14 protein-coding genes are annotated in these 16043 nt (G+C 39.6%); 6 read left to right on the forward strand and 8 right to left on the reverse strand.

The features are described from left to right. Positions 1-4 precede the first annotated feature (4 nt). Positions 5-376, reverse strand: a complete 372-nt coding sequence (gene rsfS, locus BUB08_RS15825; protein WP_073002884.1) for a ribosome silencing factor — start codon at positions 374-376, stop codon at positions 5-7. A gap of 156 nt (positions 377-532) precedes the next feature. Between rsfS and BUB08_RS15830 the strand changes: the two genes are divergently transcribed. Further along, positions 533-1276: a biotin--[acetyl-CoA-carboxylase] ligase gene (locus tag BUB08_RS15830; RefSeq protein ID WP_073002972.1), complete on the forward strand. Its 744-nt coding sequence runs from the start codon at positions 533-535 to the stop codon at positions 1274-1276. Between the two features lie 25 nt (positions 1277-1301). Here the strand turns inward: BUB08_RS15830 and BUB08_RS15835 are convergent, their stop codons facing one another. Beyond that, positions 1302-1751, reverse strand: a complete 450-nt coding sequence (locus BUB08_RS15835) for an SRPBCC family protein (RefSeq protein ID WP_073002885.1) — start codon at positions 1749-1751, stop codon at positions 1302-1304. Between the two features lie 7 nt (positions 1752-1758). Further along, the gene (pyrE, locus tag BUB08_RS15840; RefSeq protein ID WP_073002886.1) at positions 1759-2391 is read right to left on the reverse strand and encodes an orotate phosphoribosyltransferase; all 633 of its coding nucleotides are present in this window, start codon (positions 2389-2391) and stop codon (positions 1759-1761) included. A 42-nt stretch (positions 2392-2433) separates the two neighbouring features. Here pyrE and BUB08_RS15845 point away from each other — a divergent pair, with 42 nt between their 5' ends. Next, complete coding sequence (locus tag BUB08_RS15845; RefSeq protein ID WP_073002887.1) at positions 2434-3051, forward strand: NUDIX hydrolase; 618 nt, start codon at positions 2434-2436, stop codon at positions 3049-3051. Here BUB08_RS15845 and BUB08_RS15850 read toward each other — a convergent pair. From BUB08_RS15850 to BUB08_RS15860, 3 genes are all read right to left on the reverse strand, one after another. Beyond that, positions 3039-4463, reverse strand: coding sequence for a TlpA family protein disulfide reductase (locus tag BUB08_RS15850; RefSeq protein WP_073002888.1), 1425 nt, complete (start codon positions 4461-4463; stop codon positions 3039-3041). The genes BUB08_RS15845 and BUB08_RS15850 overlap by 13 nt on opposite strands. A 7-nt stretch (positions 4464-4470) precedes the next feature. Next, positions 4471-4953 carry a pantetheine-phosphate adenylyltransferase gene (gene coaD, locus BUB08_RS15855; RefSeq protein ID WP_245820212.1) on the reverse strand — a complete coding sequence of 161 codons (483 nt, stop codon included), beginning with the start codon at positions 4951-4953 and terminating at the stop codon, positions 4471-4473. Between the two features lie 78 nt (positions 4954-5031). Beyond that, the gene (locus BUB08_RS15860) at positions 5032-7251 is read right to left on the reverse strand and encodes an APC family permease (protein ID WP_073002890.1); all 2220 of its coding nucleotides are present in this window, start codon (positions 7249-7251) and stop codon (positions 5032-5034) included. 145 nt (positions 7252-7396) lie between these two features. On the opposite strand from BUB08_RS15860, the gene BUB08_RS15865 reads away from it, so the two are divergent. From BUB08_RS15865 to BUB08_RS15880, 3 genes are all read left to right on the forward strand, one after another. Then, complete coding sequence (locus BUB08_RS15865; protein ID WP_139249748.1) at positions 7397-9493, forward strand: ArnT family glycosyltransferase; 2097 nt, start codon at positions 7397-7399, stop codon at positions 9491-9493. Positions 9494-9720: 227 nt separating this feature from the next. After that, positions 9721-10443, forward strand: a complete 723-nt coding sequence (locus BUB08_RS15870; protein ID WP_217651635.1) for a glycosyltransferase family 2 protein — start codon at positions 9721-9723, stop codon at positions 10441-10443. A 282-nt stretch (positions 10444-10725) separates the two neighbouring features. Continuing rightward, positions 10726-11478 (forward strand): hypothetical protein, encoded by a 753-nt coding sequence (locus BUB08_RS15880; RefSeq protein WP_139249749.1) that lies wholly within the window; start codon positions 10726-10728, stop codon positions 11476-11478. Positions 11479-11526: 48 nt separating this feature from the next. Here the strand turns inward: BUB08_RS15880 and BUB08_RS15885 are convergent, their stop codons facing one another. Then, on the reverse strand, positions 11527-13485 hold the full coding sequence (locus BUB08_RS15885) for a DUF2079 domain-containing protein (protein ID WP_073002894.1): 1959 nt from the start codon (positions 13483-13485) through the stop codon (positions 11527-11529). A 195-nt stretch (positions 13486-13680) separates the two neighbouring features. Here BUB08_RS15885 and BUB08_RS15890 point away from each other — a divergent pair, with 195 nt between their 5' ends. Beyond that, positions 13681-14559 (forward strand): metallophosphoesterase, encoded by an 879-nt coding sequence (locus BUB08_RS15890; RefSeq protein WP_073002895.1) that lies wholly within the window; start codon positions 13681-13683, stop codon positions 14557-14559. On the opposite strand, the gene BUB08_RS15895 is transcribed toward BUB08_RS15890, so the two are convergent. Then, entirely contained in the window at positions 14556-16013 is a 1458-nt protein-coding gene (locus BUB08_RS15895; RefSeq protein WP_073002896.1) for a T9SS type A sorting domain-containing protein, read from the reverse strand. The two genes, BUB08_RS15890 and BUB08_RS15895, sit on opposite strands and share 4 nt — an antisense overlap. Positions 16014-16043: the final 30 nt, after the last annotated feature.

Consider the following 16043-nt stretch of genomic DNA (forward strand, 5'->3'; position numbering starts at 1 on the left):
GTTACTAATTTTCCGAATCTGCTTTAATTATTTTTGCATCTGCCCAAAGCCCCTCGAGGTTGTAAAAATTTCGTGTTTGCTCATGAAAAACATGTACTACAATTTCTCCGTAATCAAGTAAGATCCATGTGGAGTTTTTGTAACCTTCTGCATGCCAAGATTTTTCACCTGTTTCTTCTGCAACTGTTTCCTCTACCGATTGTGCAATGGCACTCACCTGTGTAGTGGATGTTCCGTGGCAAATAATAAAATAACCGCACTCTGTGTAATGAATTGTATTTAAGTCAATTATTGTTATGTCTTTTCCTTTTGTTTTATCTATTCCTTCAAGAATCGCGTCTTTCAGGTTTTTTGTAATTTCTTCGTGTTTGTCCATAAATAATTTTTAACCCTACAAAGATATATTTTTTGCCTTACTTCTTTTTTTTATTTCCCAATTAGCCTTTTGTTTTTGCTGAATGCGATAAAAAAATCGTCAACTTTGTGTTTTTATAAACCAAAAAATTGGTACAAAGTTTCAAATTCAGAAAAAATGCAGGCAGAAAACCAAAATTTTGTGGTATTAAGCGAAACCGATTCAACCAACAACTATGCCAACAGCCTTATTACGGCGGGTAAGGCAGTAGAGGGTGCTGTCGTTTTGTCACAATACCAAACGCGGGGCAGAGGCCAGCGGGGTAATTACTGGGAAAGCGACCGGGGAATGAACATGTTGTCGAGTATTATTTTGTTCCCGAAATTTCTCCCTCCGTGCAAGCAATTCTACCTTTCGAAAATTGTCAGCCTGGCGTTATTCAACTGGTTAGATCCAAAGGTGTCAGGGGTTTCGGTTAAATGGCCAAACGATATCTATGTGGGAAAGCGGAAAATTGCAGGCATTCTGATTGAGACGACTATTCAGGGTAATTTTTTCCATTCGGCGGTTGCCGGAATCGGTTTGAATTTAAACCAGACCGTTTTTTCAAAGGAACTGCCAAATCCTGTGTCGTTGAAAGAACTGACAGGGCTTGATTACAATCCGGAAACGGCAGTTGTTGAAATTCGGAACATTTTAATGGGGTGGTATGAAAAATTGCAGGCAGGATTGGTTTCAGAAATAGACGCTCAATATCTGCAGCATTTGTTCCGCAGGAACGAATGGTCGCAGTATGCAAAAGACGGAAAGCTTTTGGAAGCGCGTATTGCCGGAATCGGGGAATTCGGACAGCTGATACTGAAAGACCGTTCAGAAAATTATTCGGAGCACCTGTTTAAGGAGATTGAGTTTGTGCTCTGACCCGGAAGGAGCTTTTTAGCTCCTGTTATTTGTACGGCAGATTTTTTAACGTTTCAGCCAAATGGTTGACCCCTTCTTCCAGTTTGCTGCCTACCATCATTTTTATCATCATGCTTAATTCTGCATGCAATGTTAAGCGCATTTTAGTTTGAAATGCCGTTGTGGGTATCAGTTGTATCCAGAAAGTGAAACTAAGTGGCAGTCCCCCCGAACTTTCAACCTTAATTGTTTTGTAAGGTTCGCGGTTTACAATGCGGATTTGTGCGACTCCCATGCCGGTAATTTTAAATTGACAGGAGTCGCGATCCGATTCAAAGTCCGTAATTTTTACCTGAGGAATCTGTTTCGTAATTTTCTCAATCAGCCCCGAATTCAGGTATTCAGAAAGATTCTCGAAATTCGAAAGGTAATCGAAAACAATCTGTTGGTTGTGTTCTACTATTTTAGTTTCGCTTACGTATTTGGTGACTGCCATAATTTTTCTATTTCCCCCAACTGGCGGGGTCTTTTCTCCACTTCATTAACGTTTCAACCTGGTCTTTCGAAATTTCACCGGTTTCCAGTGCTGTATCAATTAAAACCTGGTAGCGGCTGAGCGGAGTCAACTCAATGTTGGCTTTTGCAAATTTTTCTTTTGCTAAATCAAAATTATAGGTAAAAATGGAAAGCATACCTATTACTTCGCCTCCGAAATTATTAACAGCTTCGGCTGCTTTTAAACTGCTTTCGCCTGTAGAAACAAGGTCTTCAATAACCACTACTTTTTGTCCGGGTTTCAGATCGCCTTCAATCATGTTTTCCAGGCCGTGTCCTTTTGGTTTCGACCGGATGTAGATAAATGGCAGACCCAGTTTGTCGGCAACCAAAACACCATGTGCAATTGCACCCGTGGCCACTCCGGCAATTACATCGGCCTGCGGATATTTTTGCCGAATGAGTTCAACAAATTTGTCGCGTATGTACGACCGGGTTTCCGGATACGACAAGATTTTGCGATTATCACAATATATGGGTGATTTCCATCCCGATGCCCAGGTGAAAGGGCTCAGCGGTTGAATTTTTATAGTGTCAATCTCGAGGAGTTTTTTTGTAACTTCGATTTGTGTTTGTTCCATAATCTGATGTATATTTTAATCAAATATTGAATATTAAAGCAAATGTATAAAGTTTTTCTGAATGACCGATTGATAAGAATTGGTGCTCCCGAGAATAGTTTAAAAAATAACCTGGTGGTAAAATTTGACGAAAAGGCCACCGCAGAAAACATAAAAAACTGGTTTTCTTCTTTTATTAACGAAGATTTAAAAGACGTATTTCTGGCCACTCCGCAGCCTGAGCTTTTTTTTAAGCTTTTTCGTTCTACGTTTTTGGAGTACCCTGCGGCAGGAGGGGTAATACTTTCCGAAAACCGGATGCTTTTTATTTTTCGAAACGGAAAATGGGATCTGCCCAAAGGTAAAATTGAAAAAGGAGAATTGCCACGCGACACTGCATTGCGCGAAGTAGGCGAGGAGTGCGGAATTTCAGGGCATCAAATTGAGCGGCAGTTGCCTTCTACTTTTCATATTTACCAGTCGCCTTATCCAAAAACAGAAGGGCAATGGGTAGTAAAAGAAACTTTTTGGTTTGAAATGCAATATGGCGATGGCGAGCTTGTTCCGCAGCAGGAAGAAGGTATTACCGAGGTGCGCTGGTTCCATCGGAACGAACTGGACGAAGTGCTGGCCAATACTTATGAAAATTTGAAACAGGTAATTCTTTTTTACCGCGATTGATTTCGTTGGCGCTCAAAAAGCTCTTGCTGAAGAAATTTGCCAAACTGTTGTTCAAAACCATCCAGCGGAGCCTTTGTCTGCTGAAAAACAATTTCGTGATTTTCGTTCAGTAAAAAACAGGTGGGGAACGATTTTACCCGGTACTTTTCAATAAACTCGCCTTTTTCATCCACAAGATGTATTCCGGGAACATTGGCTTTGTCGAGGAATATTTTCGTTTCAATGGGATCGGTTTTGCGCAGAACTACGATAATTTGGAGGTGCTTTTGAAATTGCTCTTCGGTGCGTGCAAGGTATTTCAGGTGCTCGCGGCAGATTATCATTTCCGTATCAGCAAAAATCAGGTATTTAAATTTTCCTTTTCCTTCCGGAATTTCGTTTGTGCAAACCCGGTTGCCATCTGTGTTTTTCAGGCAAATGACCGGAGCCTTGCTTCCTTGTTTCAGGAATTCCAGTTTTTCGAAAACCGCTTTTGCCGTTTCCCGAACAAAACTGTTTTTGTTTTCGAGGAACGTTGCCGAACCAGCCAGTTTCGAAATATCTTGTTGTGAAAAATCGCCCGAATAAAAAGCATCGTGTAGCATTTTCAGTAAAGCAAGCTCTGAAAACGAACCTTTTACGTTGTATTTTTTCTCCAGAAAGTTTTTGAGGAAGGTGATGTTGCCAGATGCAACCGCCTGTCTGATTGAACTGCCCTCCAGTGTCCTCGCTTCGAAGCTGAGCTGGCTGCCAAATGTTTTATCAAAAAGCTGGATAAAAGCCGGAAAGTTCCAGAATTGTGTTTCTATTCCCTGGAATACCGGAGCTGTTTTGTCGGCCTCTAAACGGAGTGCATCAGCTTCAACTGCCTTTAGTTTTAGCTTTTTATGCAATAAAAACAAAGGGTTTTTAATTTCTGCAAACTGGTTTTCCAGAGAGATTTGAATCGAATCAAAAACAGTTTTCGACCGGTTAAAATAGAGCGAATTGAAATGCTCGTCAGTAAGTTGGTTCAGCCGACTGTCGAATGCCGAAATGTGGTCGTTTAGTGTTTCCCCTGATTCTGAAGCAAACCAAAATTCTACCGGTTGAAAATAGGGATTTTTGCTATCGGCAAATGATTTTTCCCTGAGCGGCGGCAATAACAGATTGAATGTTTTTCCGGGTTCCAGAAACAGCATGCCGTGGTAAACACCAAAGTCGGCAAAAACAAATGTGGTTTGTTCTACCAGCACATCGGTTGAGAAACTGCCGTTTTCGAGCACGTCCAGACTAAAAACCGGTACTTTTTCTTGTGTAACCGGATTGGAATATCTGAAAAACCGGAGCTGCCGCCCGGCGTATTCTTTTTGATTTCCTTTAATAATGGTTGGGGCCGCAGTGATTACAGAACCTGCAAAAATGAAACACGCAATTAAAATTGCTCTGAGCATTAAAACCTTATTTTTTGTTTTTCATTTTAAATTCGTCCATGTTTAATCCTTTGGGCAGAAACATGCTGGCGTCGCCGCCGTGGAAAACGATATCGCGAATGATGGTGGCATTTACCGGAGTGTGTTCCGGCAATGTTAGCAGGAAGAATGTTTCAATTTCCGGATGCATTTTTTTGTTCATCTGCGCAATGGCCCGTTCGTATTCAAAATCGGAAGACGTGCGCAATCCACGTAAAATGTAGTTGGCATTTACCTGTTTGCAAAAATCAACGGTGAGGCCTTCATAAACAGTTACTTCAACCCTGTCGTCATCTTTAAAAACCTGATTGATCCATTTTAGTCTTTTCTCCAAAGGGTAAAACGATTTTTTGTTGGCATTAAAACCAATCATTACAATAATTTTATCGAACATTGGCAGGGCGCGGCGCACAATCGATTCGTGTCCTATGGTAAACGGATCGAACGATCCGGGAAATATGGCTGTTTTCATTATTACGATTAACTAATTTCTTGTAAAAATAAGAACATATTTATTAAAACCTTGCTTGCCGACAAACGGCGTGTTGCATCAGTTTATTGTTTTTACGCGGTTGGCGTTCACAAACAGAATGTTCCCAAGGTCTCCCCAACCATCTGTAAAATAGTCGGTTTTTTCAAGCATTTCCGAAGTAAAGCCAATTAGCGTTAAGTCAGAATCTGCCGAGTAACGGGCAATTACTTCTTTTCGGTGGCCTTCTTCAAACGAAATCATTGTTACATTAGACGGACTGATTGGAAGCCTGCCGGCTTTTATCAGCTCGAGTAACTGTTTCCGTTTTTCGTCCATCGTTTGTTTCGGGTAAAGGGCAAAAATTTTGATTTTTCCTTTTTTCCAGTCGGGATGGCCTAAAATAATGTACCCCAACAAAATCATCAGGTTGGCGTTTCGGTAATCATCCGGTCTGATCCAAATATGAATTTCGTTGTTGTACCCAAAGTTTTTGTACGACGAGTTGAGTATGCAGACGTCGAATCCGGCTGACTCAACAATTTTATAGTTGGCGGTAATCTCTTTCAGGTTTTGCGGATCTGTTCTCGAAAATTCAAATAAAATCAGGTTGTTCCCTTTGCCCGAGATGCCTGAAAGCTGGGCTACCTGGGCAATTGCCGAGGTGTACGACGGAGAAATAATGGTATCGAGGTAAACTTTGTTCTTGCTTCCGTGTGCCAGTTGTATTAACCGGTTGAGTACTTCTTTAGACTCTCCCGTGGTTTTTGCATTCAGGTATCCTTTTATAAAATGAATATAAGTTCCAAATCCGTATTTGAAGGAAATCCACCGCATAATGTCGAAAGCAGACCGGCGGTTGAATGTATCCTGCGAAATGCAAACTCCAAACGGTCGCCAACTGTTTTGCTTGTCCGAACTATCGGCGCGTTGAAGTATTATTTGCAGTTGCCTGCTCATCTGGAAAATTACACCTTTGAAAAGCTTGTTCAAGCCCTGGTTGTCTTCGTTCCCAAGCATGATGATGTAGTAGATTATTCCCATAATTAGCAACGAAACAGCAGCGTAAGGCGCATTCATTTTAAACATGAGCCAGAACGAAAATAGTGCACCTACCAGAGAAAGCTGCCAATTGGATCTGAAGGTTGGCCGGTACGCAGGGTCGGCGGCAAAATGCTCTAAAAACGAAACGAGGCAAATGGCGCCGTAGGTTACCATAAAAAACATAGAAATTATCTGGGCAACAAAGTCGACATCGCCAACAGCGACAAACGCAAATGCAATTATTACGGTAATAAGAGACGCATTTACCGGTTCATTATCTTTTTTCTTCCCCCGCGCAAACCACGAGTTCATATTGTTTTGCGGAAAAATATCGTCAAATCCGATCGCCTGGAGCGTTCGGGGCGCTACCATTATTGAGCCCAGAGCTGAACTCAACGACGCGGCAGCAAGTCCTACCGGAACAATCGGCCCCCACAGTGCGATTCGTTTCATTATCAGTTGGTCGCTAACCAAATCTTCCGGGCTGGCAGAAGTTGAAAATTTCCAGGCAATTGCAATGTAAACAATCATGCCAACAAATGTGGCCCATAACGTTCCGCGTGGAATGGATTTTTGCGGATCTTTTAAATCGCCCGACAGGCCAAGTCCTGCGGCCAGCCCCGTAAATGCAGGGAAAATAATGGTAAATACGTAAAAGAAATTTTCGTGGTTTTCTACACGGGCATGTAAATTAACTTCCTGCGGTTTTATTGGCGAATCGCCCAGAAAGAAGAAAAGAATTGAAGTAAATAAAATGACAACTACAACGTACAATGCTTTCATTCCAAAGTTCGCCCCTTTGGTGAGGATTATTACTGAAAGGAGTGCCATTGTAGGGAGTGAAATCCATCGCCGGTCAGGAATAAAAAAACCGTACTGTTTCCCAATCCAGTCGATAAGCGGTTCAAACGCTTCGCCAAAAGCAATTACATAAAATGCAACGCTGATTGCCTGCGAAAGATAAAGCGCAATCCCGATTGCTCCGCCAATGTTCATTCCAAACGACCGGCTGATTATATAGTAAGCGCCGCCTCCCTGAACCCGCTGATTTGTTGCAATTTCTGCTACGGCAAAAGCCGTGGGAATAGTTACCACATGTCCGAGTATGATAATTCCGATGATTCCTAAAAAACCAACCTGACCAACCGCCCAGCCAAACCGTAGAAACAAAATAGCTCCTAAAATGGTAGAAAGCGCAGTGAAAAAAACAGGTAAAGTCCCAAATTTGGCATGTGTATTTACAAGCGATTTAGCCATAATAGTTTCTTTTCAGAGGGTAAATTTGGTGAAATATCGAAAATTATGCTACCAAAAACCGAATTTCTTTCAAATTAGATTTTTTTGCACAAGATGTCCGGTCAAATCGTTTATTTTGTTGTACTGATTTTTTTTGCACTAAAATTTGAATTCACTTTTAAAACGAAGTTTGTGGACGGTTGCTTTTCTTGTGGGATTTGCAGCGTGGTTTTTCGGTTTGTTTATAGACCTGACCGGGGATTCTGGTTTGTATGCAGCTATTTCGCGGCAGATGGTGGAATCGGGCGACTGGCTGAATCTAAAGATTAACGGGGAACCATACGAACAAAAACCACATCTTTTTTTCTGGCTGGCCGGTTTGGGTATTCAGTTGTTTGGCAATTCAAACTGGGCATTTAAATTGTTACCTTTCATTTTTGCGGTAAGCAGTGTTTATTTTTCGTATCGGCTGGCAAAGTTGTTATTCGGAAAGCATGCAGGAAATTTGGCCGCGTTAATTACGGGCACCTCTCAAATGTTTTTTCTTTACCTGCTGGATTTTCACACCGATTCGGTGTTGCAGGCAGCGGTTGTTTTTGCTGTTTGGCAGTTGGCCGAATACCTGAAAAAAGGCAATTCGATACATTTTGTTTTGGGATTTACGGGCGTTGGCCTTGCAATGTTAACCAAAGGACCGGTTGGTGCAGTTTTGCCTTTTCTGTTTGTGCTTTCTTATTTGTTGCTGAAAAAAGACTTCCGGCAGCTTTTTCATCCCAAATGGATTTTAGGCGTTTTGTTGGTCTTGATAATCATTTCGCCAACGCTGTACCATTTGTGGAAAAGTTTCGGAGCCGAAGGATTCCGGTTTTATTTTATTGACAATAATATTGGTCGCGTTACGGGAAAAGTGGCCGGTTCGAGTACCGACCCGTTTTTCTATTTATACAATCTGCTTTGGGCATTTCTGCCGTGGACGTTGTTTGTGATTTTTGCAATTGCAGGCGAAATAGAAAGTTGGTTCACCCAAAATACGATGAATAAAACTAATGCTGCCTTGTTGTGCAGCATACTTGTTTTACTGCTCGTTTTCAGCATTGCAAAAGGGAAAGCGCCTAATTATGTGCTCATGTTTGTTCCGCTTATTGCAGTAATAACAAGCGGACGGATGCAAGTATGGCTGCAGCGCGAGGCACCGTTGCCAAAAGGGCTTTTTTATGTCCAGGTATCGGTATTAATACTCATTAGCGCGCTGTTGGTTTTTGCGGGTGTTACAATTCTGGAAAGCGGTATTGTTATGTCATTGCTGTTTTTGCTGGCAATTGCTGTGCTTTTTGGGGTGTTTATGTTGGCAGAACGAAGCCGTCTGAAAAGGCTATTATTTTCATCTGTTACGGTTATAGTGGTGTTCAATTTGTATTTAAACACGCAACTAATTCCTTTTTTGTACAGTTATCAGGGGCACCGGCAGGTACTGGAAATATTTGAGGGCAGGGGAGAGGCCGTCGGTCAACTTTACAGTTTCGGACTGGAGGAATATGAACTGTTTTTCAATGCAAAAGATTCGGTGATTAGTATAGTTAGCTGGAGAGAGTTGTACGAAAGCCGGAATGAAGCCGGTAAGTGGGTTTACACGGAGGAAGATAAATTTGTTGAGATGTTGTTTTTGGGATTGCCAATTGATACTGTTTACCAAATAAGGCAGAGGGGGATGAATCGGATTTCATTAGATTTTTTAACCCGGAAATCTAGAGATAAATCGCTTTCTGCAAATTATTTGGTGAGACTAAAAAGGAATGTAGAAGCAATGGGCAGTCAAAATGTTGATTCGTTGGCAAACTCTTTATCTCGAAAAATGGGATTTTTTTCTCCCTATTTTGATGAGTTTTTTTTCGGAAAGGAGATAAAATCTCTTCATATTAACAGGAAAGATGAGTACACTCCTCCTGTGATTATTCCGTTGGACGGATTGCGAAAAAGAAATCAACTTGAATTTAAGCTGGCACTGGAGTATCGCGGTCAGACTGATTTTGCTGAAAAAGATGTGGTTCTGGTCATGTCCGTCGAAAAAGAGAAGCAGAATTTGTTGTACCGGATTTTCCCTCTGCAATGGACAGGAAATAGCCGGAATTGGGAAACAGCTATTTTTACGGAAGAGTTTACCGCAGATTTACCTCCCGGAGCACTTTTGAGTTTTTACATCTGGAATAAAACCGGGAAGCAGGTGGAAATAAAATCAATGGATGTTAAAGTTACATCAGAATAACAGGCTGGTATTTTTTGCATGATAGGAAGTTTCTGGATGTGCCAAATTTTTAGTTCGTTGGTATTCAGCTAAAAAAACGATGAGCACTTTATATGATAAGATATTCAATGTTATTTTGGTTCTGTTTTTTATCGGGTAATTTGAAATATAAACAATAAATTTGAGCACTTTTCTTGATTTGTGGTACTTTTGGAAATATCCTTCGGTATCAATAACTAATTTAATGAATGAAACTTATGGTATTGTCCATTGTAATCCCGGTTTATAACGAAGAAAATACTATAAATTTAATTTTCGACCGAGTGCTATCTGTTTCGTTAAAGTACGGTTTCGAGAAGGAGATAATTGTTGTAAACGACTGCTCCACTGATAACTCGGGACATGTTATCGAACAATACATAAAAAGCCATCCGGAAGGAAACATGAAGCTTTTTCACCAACCTGTGAACATGGGGAAAGGCGCTGCTTTGCACCGTGGAATAAAGGAGGCAACCGGCGATTATGTTATTATTCAGGATGCAGATTTGGAATATGACCCGCGCGAATACAACGATATGTTAAAACCTGTTGCCGAGGGGAATGCCGATGTGGTTTACGGCTCCCGTTTTATGGGCGGAAACCCGCATCGCATTTTGTTTTTCTGGCACTCTGTAGGGAATAAGTTTCTGACTACTGTTTCCAATATGTTTACCAACCTGAATCTGACGGATATGGAAACCTGTTATAAGTTGTTCCGGGCAGACATCATCAAAGGCCTTGACTTAAAGGAAAAACGTTTCGGATTTGAACCCGAAGTTACTGCTAAAGTGGCGCGCGTTAGCGGTGTTCGGATTTATGAAATTGGTATTTCCTATTACGGCAGGACCTACGATGAAGGAAAAAAGATTGGCTGGCGCGACGGGTTTCGTGCTTTCTGGTGTATCATTAAATATAATTTGTTAATATGGTAATTTAGAGCAGTTGAATTTTGGGTGAAAATATTTTTTTCTGCACAGTCTCTTTTTTTTTTTGTGATTAAATAGGAGTCGTAAGTGCTTTTTGCAAAAAGTTTTTGTAGTCAAACTGTTAAATACATAATAGACCAATAAAAATGCATATTGTAAATATAACGTGGATTTTTGTAATCTATATTTTTATTTTTAGGAGTGAGTCACTTTATGCCCAACCTGATACCATAAAATATTTTTTCGGAGGGCATACTTATCAGTGGCATACGGCAGGAGATAAAGTAGATGAGCGGCTTGAGAAAATGGATTTTTTCGGAATACGAAGGCATTTGGTTGGGGGGTGATGTGTGTTCCGAATCATTACTTGAATACACCACGTTGGAGTATCTGCATCGTTTGTTTAACCTTAAACATCCAAATACACATTTTGCTTTGGGAAATCATGATGCCCGTAATGGCAACTGGATATGGCTGGAGGAGATGACCGGCAGGAAAACATATTATACTAGTTATTACAAGGGAATTACATACATGATTCTAAATACAACACTCACTCCGTACGATTGTGAGCAACTTGACGACCAGTACCGAATAATCACCGATTTATGTGATACCATTCAAAATTCATCGCATTTAATTTTTTTGGCGCACCACTGTATTTGGGAAGATGTGCCAGATTTACCGCATCCTTATAGTTACGCACAGAGTAATCTGAAGTATTTCAGTTTTACTTGTGACGATAACGGGGCTTCATTTTTAAATGATATTTATCCGCGTTTGTTGGAAGTAGAAAAACGCGGTGTGGAAGTGATTCTGATAATGGGCGATATGGGGTCTCGACGCTTTGAGGTTACGAACAGAGATGGGATTACCTTTTTGGGAACCGGGCTGAATCGTAGCTATTATAAAGATCCGGTCGAACGGGAAAATTCTGCCCGCGATTGGGTTGTTGAGTTTAAACATGTACCGGAGAATCGATGGCTCGACTGGAAATTCCATGATCTTGATTCAACTCTTAAAACGAAAGGAATTTACTAACAATGTTTGCATTTTGGGGAGCCTGTATTGTTTCTGTTTCACTTTGGATTATTTACCAACTTCCTTTTTTGTGACGAGCAAATCGTCATAATACACAGGTTGAGTTCCACTATTTACAAAATAGAAAGAACAGTCAGACTTGTTTTGAGTTTTTGGTACCCAAAATTTCAAGATCAGCCTTTTCCATCCGGCAGGATTTATCGAATCACACACGTTGCTATGAAAGCGGACCTCTTTTCCGTAATCTGCAACTATATTTAATTGTTTCTCTTCAGAACCGTAGTACCATGCACTAATTTCCAGATAATTTATCCGGTTTATATCGTCGATGTATATTCTTGTACTATACTTGTTTTTATTGGTAAGCTTAATGCTGTGCAATCCGCTAAGCGGTTTTTCTTCTGAGAGATACTTTTTTGTTTCTGTTTTTTCTTTCATTGAAAGAAGCGTATCACCCTCAGTTGAATTAAGCCCCTCGAAGCTACAGGAAAGAGAGTCAATGGTTGCAAATAAATTCTTCTTTTTAAAAGGTCTATTTGACAAGTCCTTTCGTTTCAACAAAAACACTGGGAATTCTTTGGCAATAATATCCCAGTTGGGATCTGATAAGTATTCGTTTCGTTTCTCTTCATTAAGAGAATGAGGATATAGATAGTTATTGTCGAATACAGAAAAAATGAGGTATTCAGCATCTTTAACAACTGGGAAAAAGTAGATATGTTGCCTTTGTGCAATATGAGGTAACAGAACATTAGATGCACTTACTTTTGCCTTTGGTGGAATTTTTTTTAGAAGTCTGTTTACCTCTTTTACATCAAAAGGAGGGATGAAAAATTGTTTGTCATAGAATTTCACCTTCGCTGTATTTAGGAGTCTGGGAACTTGGTTGTTTTTTTTATCTAATTTATAAATTGTTGTTGTTACCGATAAAAGGCATACCATTACAACAAGTATGTTTTGTATTGTTTTTGATTTAAATGAGGATAGAGCTAAAAATACAGCGAGAGGGAGTAGTGTCACCACTTCGATAGAGTAATAAGTGGCAATTCCCCAGCGAGAAGGTAAATCGTTTAATACTTTTTGTGCAACTATCGGGATGAACCAAATAAGGTATTGTGGCCTGGTCAATAGTACAAATCCACCGGAGATTAGATATACCCAGTAAAATTCAGTTTTTACACCATCGTATGCAGGGTTGTCAAGGTGATTGATGAAGAATAGCTTGAATGCTTCGAGAGGATTTTTAATTGAAAACAACAATGCTTCGCCGGGACTTGAGCCCAATGCCGAATAATTGAACAGAGCATATTTTACTCCGGGAGTTTCAATGGCAGGAATAAACACTTTAAATAGAAGTATAAAATAAACAGTCGAAATAGCGATTCCTGCCAGGCAATACAGAACTACCTTACTCTCTTTTCGGTGTTCGATAGCAAGAACTATGAAAATAAAAATGAACCATAAAGGAATATTTTCTCTTGATAGCAGGGAAAGGATCAGAATAACCAGCGATACAAGGTATTTCCTGATTTCAAAATAGTAGATAAATATTGGAATAAAACACGACGATATTATTGCCAGGTTGACATCACTTGAAAAAGCAGTGTATCTCCCCAGTAAAACGAAATAGTAGATCAGTACTCCTGTATTCAACCATATATTATTGGTCTTAAGTTTGATTAGTTTATAGGTGTACCAAGCTCCTATTAAAATGAAAGAGCATTGAATTATGATTAGTGTATAAGAACCCGTTAACCAGTTGAATAACCAGTATGTAGGTGCAAAATACATCAGCGTAAAAGAGAAATGGTCTTGCAAAAAATTTCCCCTGAATGTTGGAATGGGACTTAGCCTAAAATGAGAATAATCCCAGAATGCAAAATTGTAGTTACCGTAATCGTGGGTAAAAGTTCTGAAAAAATAGTGGTTCAAAATACCTATTGAAAGAAAAAGAATTCCAAATAAAGCTAATACTAAATACGGAATATGATTATTGCGGATTTTCATTTGCATAAATGGTATTCAATAGATTAATTGTGTTGCAAACATAAAAATTTTTCTTATTCCTTTCTTTGAAATTTGTGCTGTTCTTCTTTCCATTCCTCATGATTAACGAAAAAACGTATCTTTGGAAATGAAAGTCAACTATTTGTTCTCGCAAGCGCTGATTTTGTAACCTGCAATGTATTAAATGATGATGTGATGCTAAGGAATTCTTTTTTTCTTTTTTTCTTTCTTTTTAGAGTTTTAAATATTTCAGCCCAGGAAGATACAACAAAGTATATTTTTTTAGGGCATACTTATCAATGGTATGTGCCCGGTTATAAAGCTGATTTACGTTTGCATGAAATTGAATTGGAGCAATATGACGGAGTTTGGTTGGGGGGAGACGTTTGTTCTGAAAGCCTTTTAGAATACCGAATTCTAGAGTACATTGATAGTCTGTTTAATCTGACTCATCCAAATTCTCACTGGACTATGGGAAATCATGATGCAAGAAACGGGAACTGGATTTGGTTGGAAGAATTAACAGGAAAGAAGACTTATAATACGAGTCATTACAAGGGAATTTCCTACATCGTATTAAATACAACACTTACACCATACGATTGTGAACAATTGGACGACCAGTATCAAATGATTATGAATGTTTGCGATACTATCCAAAGCTCTTCACATTTAATAATGTTAATGCATCATGGTATATGGCAAAATGTTCCCGGATTGCCGCCATCTCCTTATTCCTACGCTCAAAGCAATCTCACCTATTTCAAATTCAATTGTTTTTCTGACGAAAGTTCTTTCCTCGATGAAATTTACCCGAAACTGGTGAAGGTGCAAAACAGGGGAATTGATGTTATTTGCATTATAGGAGATATGGGAAACAGGAAAATCGATTATACTTCTGATGATGGCATTCGTTTTTTGGGAGCAGGGTTGCATAAAAGCTATTACAAAGACATGGAAGAAAGAAAAAAGGCAGATCCCGATTATGTATTAATCTTTAAACATGTTCCGGCAACAGGCAGTCTAACCTGGGAATTTGTCGACCTCGATATCCTTTCCGGATATCAATATTAATTCTGAATAACTATTTTCCCGGCGTGCACAATGCCTGAATTCTCTACAATTTTGTAAAAGTATAGTCCGCTTTCTTTTCTGACCTGAATTGTGTTTTTTTCATTCGCCTCAATTTGTTTCTGCATCACCACTCTTCCGAGCGGATCAAAAAGAGAAAAAGACAGCGGATTGTTGTTGTCTGAAGTTACTTCTACATTGATTGTCTGTCTGGCGGGGTTAGGATAGACATATACCAGGGTTTCTCTGTCGAGAGGAATATTTTCTGAAAATGTTTTTGCATCTCCTTCTTTGGTTATTTTATACAATACAATATCTTTTCTTCCGTAAGCTCCTTTGTCTGTCCAGCCCGTAAAAACACAGCCGGAGTCGTCTGTGCATACCATTGAACTGCTGTAATCAGAACCCTCTCCTCCGTAGGTGTTTTCCCAAATAACTTCCCCATCTAAATCTGTTTTAACCAGAAAATGGTCTGGCTTTTTGTTGTCTGAATAACTTGCACTTGTTCCAAGTAAAAACAGTGTATTATCAGTACTTAGCTGAACGCTTTCTCCGTATTCAAAATTATTTCCTCCGAATGTTTTGAACCACAATTGGTTTCCGTCGTCATCAATTTTCATCAGGAACATATCAAAATTTCCGGCACCTTCGCTTTGGGTTGAGCCGCATATATAGTATCCTCCTCCGGGGGCATGAATAATTGATTTTGCCCAATCGTGTTTTTCTCCTCCGTAAGTTTTTTTCCAAATCACTTGTCCTTCTGCGTCTGTTTTAATGATGTATATATCTGCATCCGGATTATGGTAGTCTGTGCTTGTCGGATTATAAAAACCGCCCATGGTGCCGGCAATAATAAACTCCCCCAATTCATTTTCAATTACATCAAAACCGTGGTCTACATATTTATCTCCCATATGGTTTTCCCACAATAGTTCTCCTTGTTTATCGGCTATTACAAAATAAACATCGCCGGTTAAATCAACTCCTGTGCTAAATCCGATCATGGCAAAACCATTGTTTTTAGTCGTTATGAATTTGTGTCCCAAATCGTTGTTTTGCCCGCCATAAAATTTTGACCATTTTAGATTTAGATCAAAATCCAGTTTGTGCAAAAACATATCGTTGTTCGGATAGCCTCCATCCCAGGTTTTTCCCAGCAGATAAATTCCACTCTCATCTACAATTATATCTTTTCCTATGTCACCATGAACACCGCCAAATAAATATTCCTTTACCAAACGACCGTTCTCATCAAGTACAATAACAAAGTAATCTGTTGCGCTTTTACTGTTTTTTCTGGAAGTGCCCAAAATATAAAAGCTGTTTTCATACTGCACTATTGAATTTGCAATGTCTTCTTCGGTGCTGCCAACAAATATTGCATCTTGCCCATACAGGTTAAAAACTAAAGGCAGTACAAAAAAGACTGATAAAATGTGTTTAATCCTATTTCTCATGATGTGATGTAAAAGCTTTTACAAAGTTAA

This window comes from Mariniphaga anaerophila (assembly GCF_900129025.1).
Lineage (GTDB): Bacteria > Bacteroidota > Bacteroidia > Bacteroidales > Prolixibacteraceae > Mariniphaga > Mariniphaga anaerophila.

Coding starts and splice junctions, on each gene's coding strand:
- BUB08_RS15835 (WP_073002885.1), bottom strand. CDS start 1,751: ATGGCAGTCACCAAATACGTAAGCGAAACTAAAATAGTAGAACACAAC.
- pyrE (WP_073002886.1), bottom strand. CDS start 2,391: ATGGAACAAACACAAATCGAAGTTACAAAAAAACTCCTCGAGATTGAC.
- BUB08_RS15860 (WP_073002890.1), bottom strand. CDS start 7,251: ATGGCTAAATCGCTTGTAAATACACATGCCAAATTTGGGACTTTACCT.
- BUB08_RS15895 (WP_073002896.1), bottom strand. CDS start 16,013: ATGAGAAATAGGATTAAACACATTTTATCAGTCTTTTTTGTACTGCCT.
- BUB08_RS15850 (WP_073002888.1), bottom strand. CDS start 4,463: ATGCTCAGAGCAATTTTAATTGCGTGTTTCATTTTTGCAGGTTCTGTA.
- rsfS (WP_073002884.1), bottom strand. CDS start 376: ATGGACAAACACGAAGAAATTACAAAAAACCTGAAAGACGCGATTCTT.
- coaD (WP_245820212.1), bottom strand. CDS start 4,953: ATGAAAACAGCCATATTTCCCGGATCGTTCGATCCGTTTACCATAGGA.
- BUB08_RS15870 (WP_217651635.1), top strand. CDS start 9,721: ATGAAACTTATGGTATTGTCCATTGTAATCCCGGTTTATAACGAAGAA.
- BUB08_RS15885 (WP_073002894.1), bottom strand. CDS start 13,485: ATGAAAATCCGCAATAATCATATTCCGTATTTAGTATTAGCTTTATTT.
- BUB08_RS15890 (WP_073002895.1), top strand. CDS start 13,681: ATGCTAAGGAATTCTTTTTTTCTTTTTTTCTTTCTTTTTAGAGTTTTA.
- BUB08_RS15830 (WP_073002972.1), top strand. CDS start 533: ATGCAGGCAGAAAACCAAAATTTTGTGGTATTAAGCGAAACCGATTCA.
- BUB08_RS15845 (WP_073002887.1), top strand. CDS start 2,434: ATGTATAAAGTTTTTCTGAATGACCGATTGATAAGAATTGGTGCTCCC.
- BUB08_RS15880 (WP_139249749.1), top strand. CDS start 10,726: ATGAGCGGCTTGAGAAAATGGATTTTTTCGGAATACGAAGGCATTTGG.